The sequence below is a fragment of the Luteibacter sp. P4_E6 genome (assembly GCF_056401535.1).
The window spans coordinates 1-3,230 of record NZ_JBFUJE010000449.1 but is presented as its reverse complement, the minus strand read 5'-3'; the positions used below and the strand labels follow the sequence as shown (position 1 = coordinate 3,230).

Below are 3,230 nucleotides of genomic sequence, written 5' to 3'. Positions count from 1 at the left end.
ATTGGCAGGTAACCGACAAGATGCTGCTCTCGCTGGGCATCCGCAACGACCAGTTCACCAACTACAACCCGACCGGCCAGGCCTACCTGCGCCTGACCAAACCCCAGTGGGCGCCGCGACTGGGCTTCAGCTACGACGTGCTGGGCGATTCCAGCATGAAGATCTACGGCAACGCCGGTCGTTACTTCCTGGCCATGCCCGCCTCGGTGGCCCTGCGCACCTCGGCCGGCTCGCTCGCGACCAACCAGTACTTCACCTATACCGGGATCGACGCCGGCGGCATGCCGACCGGCATGACCTTCGTCAACTCGGCCACCGGCGGCGCCGTGTCTCCGAACGGCGAGTATGGCCAGCCGCCCGACCCGCGCACGGTCAGCGCGAAGAACATCAAGTCGGAGTACCAGGACGAGTTCATTCTTGGCTTCGACCAGCAGATCAATGCGTCGTGGATCTGGGGCACGAAGGCTACCGTGCGCAAGCTGCGCACCGCATTGGATGACGTCTGCGACAACGGCGCCATCACCCGTGCCGCGGTCGCCCAGGGTGCGGACATCGACGCAACGACGGTGGGCAGCTGTTATCTGTCCAACCCGGGCCGCGCGAACGTTTACCAGCTTGCACAGCAGAACGGCGGTTACTACAACGTCACGGTCACCAACGACGACTTCGGTTTCACCCAGCTCAAGCGCAACTATTACGGTCTGGATACCTACCTGTCGCATCCGTTCGACGGCAAGTGGTCGGCCAAGGTCGACTACCTTTTCTCGCGTAGCTACGGCAACACGGAAGGCCAGGTGCGTTCGGACGTGGGCCAGGGCTCGGTCTCGGCCACGCGTGACTGGGACTATGCCACGCTGATGGAATACGCCAACGGCGACCTTGCCAACGATCGCAAGCACCAGATCAAGCTCTACGGCTCGTATCAGGTCACCCCGGAATGGATGGTCTCGGCCAACCTGACGATCCAGTCCGGTACGCCGAAGTCCTGCCTGGGTCGTTACGGCGCGGACGAAAGCGATCCGTCCGGCTATGGCAGCTACTATCACTACTGCTTCGGCGTGCCGTCGCGTCCCGGCGACAAGGGACGCAACCCGTGGGAAGAGCTGATCGACGCCAATGTCGAGTACCGTCCGCTCTGGGCCGACCGCAAGCTGGCCTTCAACGTCTCGGTATTCAATCTGCTCAACCAGCAGCGTGCGCAGGCCCTTAACCCGGTTTCCGGTAGCACCAAGTCGGTGAATGACGGCTATAACCAGGTCATCAGCTACACGCAGCCGCGTTACGCCCGCTTCGGCATCACCTACGACTTCTGACGGAGAGGTCATGCACGCACTACTGCGACTGGGTATCGTCGTGCTCGCCGCCGGGGTCCTCGCGACCCCGGCGGTCGGCGGCGAGAAGACCTATGACAATCTGCCGACGGAAACGCCGGCCCATTTCACACCGACGAATGCAGGGTTCGATTTCGAACGCCGCACGGTCGACATCCCCATGCGCGACGGGGTGACGCTGCACACGGTGATCCTGCTGCCCAAGGGCGCGAAACGCGCGGGCATGCTACTCACACGCACGCCTTACGGCGCCGACGGCATGGGGCATCGGGCGGACAGTCCGCACCTCGGACCCACCCTGCGCGGCTACGACAACCCGTCCGACGTGATCGTCCAGGACGGCTACATCCGGGTTATCCAGGACATCCGCGGCAAGCACGGCTCCCAGGGCGACTTCGTGATGAACCGGCCGCCAGTCGGCCCTGGCAACCCGACGCCGATCGATGAATCCTCGGACATCTACGACACCATCGACTGGCTGGTGAAACACGTGCCGGAGTCGAACGGCAAGGTCGGCATCATCGGCATCTCCTACGACGGCTTCGAGGCGATGATCGCCACGATCCATCCGCATCCCGCCCTCAAGGTGGCTGTGCCGATCAACCCGATGATCGACGGCTGGATGGGGGATGACTGGTTCCATCGCGGGGCGTTCCGCCAGCAGATGATTCCCTACATCTACGGCATGGTGAACTCGCGCGAGAGCAACATCGGCTGGACGAGCGGTTACCGCGACGACTACGACCTTTACCTGCGCGGTGGCTCAGCCGGCGATATCGGCCGCGCTTACGGTATGGAGGCGCTCGGTTTCTGGCAGAAGCTGCTGGCCCATCCCGCGTACGACAGTTTCTGGTCCGGGCAGGCGCTCGATAAGATCGCCGCGAAGGAACCCATGACCGTGCCGACCATGCTCGTGCACAGCCTGTGGGACCAGGAAGACAACTACGGTGATATGGCCGTCTATCGGGCACTCGCGCCGCGCGATCCCGAGCACAAGAAGGTGTGGCTTGTCATCGGGCCATGGCGGCATGCCAAGACCTGGGAGAAGGCGAACACCATCGGCGCACTTGATCTGGGCAGCGATACCGGCACGAACTTTCGTCAGGAGATCCTGCGCCCCTTCCTCGCCCAGTACCTGAAGGACGATGCGCCGAAAGCGAATATCGCGCCGGTCAATGCCTTCGTTACCGGCGATAACACGTGGCGCAAACTGGATACGTGGCCGTCCGCCTGTCGCTCGGGTTGTGCCCCGGCGATGCAGCGCTGGTATGCGGAAGCCGATGGCGGCCTCGGTGTTGCGGCTCCGTCCCAGGGCTCGGACGATTACGTCTCCGACCCCGCCAAGCCGGTGCCCTATCGCGTACGCCCCATCCAGGCGTGGTCACACGGCGCGCCCGACCAGGTGGATAGCTGGCCCGAGTGGCTGGTGGACGACCAGCGCCAGTTCGCCACGCGGACCGACGTGCTCACTTATGTTTCCCCCGTACTGGACAAGCCGATGGGTGTCGCCGGCGAACCGCTGGTGCATCTGCTCRCCTCGACCAGCGGTACGGACAGCGACTGGGTGGTCAAACTGATCGACGTTTACCCGGATGAAGTGGAAGACAAGCCGTCGATGGGTGGATACCAGCTACCGATCGCCATGGAGATTTTCCGTGGCCGCTACCGCGAGGGCTACGACAAACCCGCCGCACTCACACCGGACAAGCCGCTGGATTACCGTTTTCCCTTGCCCACGGTGAACCACGTGTTCCAGCCCGGCCATCGTGTCATGGTGCAGATCCAGTCCAGCTGGTTCCCGCTGTACGATCGCAACCCGCAGACCTTCGTACCGAACATTTTCAACGCGAAGCCGGCGGATTATCGGAAGGCGACGCAGACGATCATGCGCGATGGGAC

General features: G+C 63.3%; 1 protein-coding gene and 1 pseudogene. Both read left to right on the top strand.

The window, feature by feature from the left end:
- Positions 1 to 1,313 (top strand): annotated as a pseudogene (locus tag AC1DT2_RS18970) (Oar protein); the annotation flags it as partial.
- A gap of 10 nt (positions 1,314 to 1,323) precedes the next feature.
- Positions 1,324 to 3,230, top strand: a 1,907-nt coding sequence (locus AC1DT2_RS18965; protein ID WP_477298019.1) for a CocE/NonD family hydrolase, incomplete at its 3' end; no start/stop codon positions are given.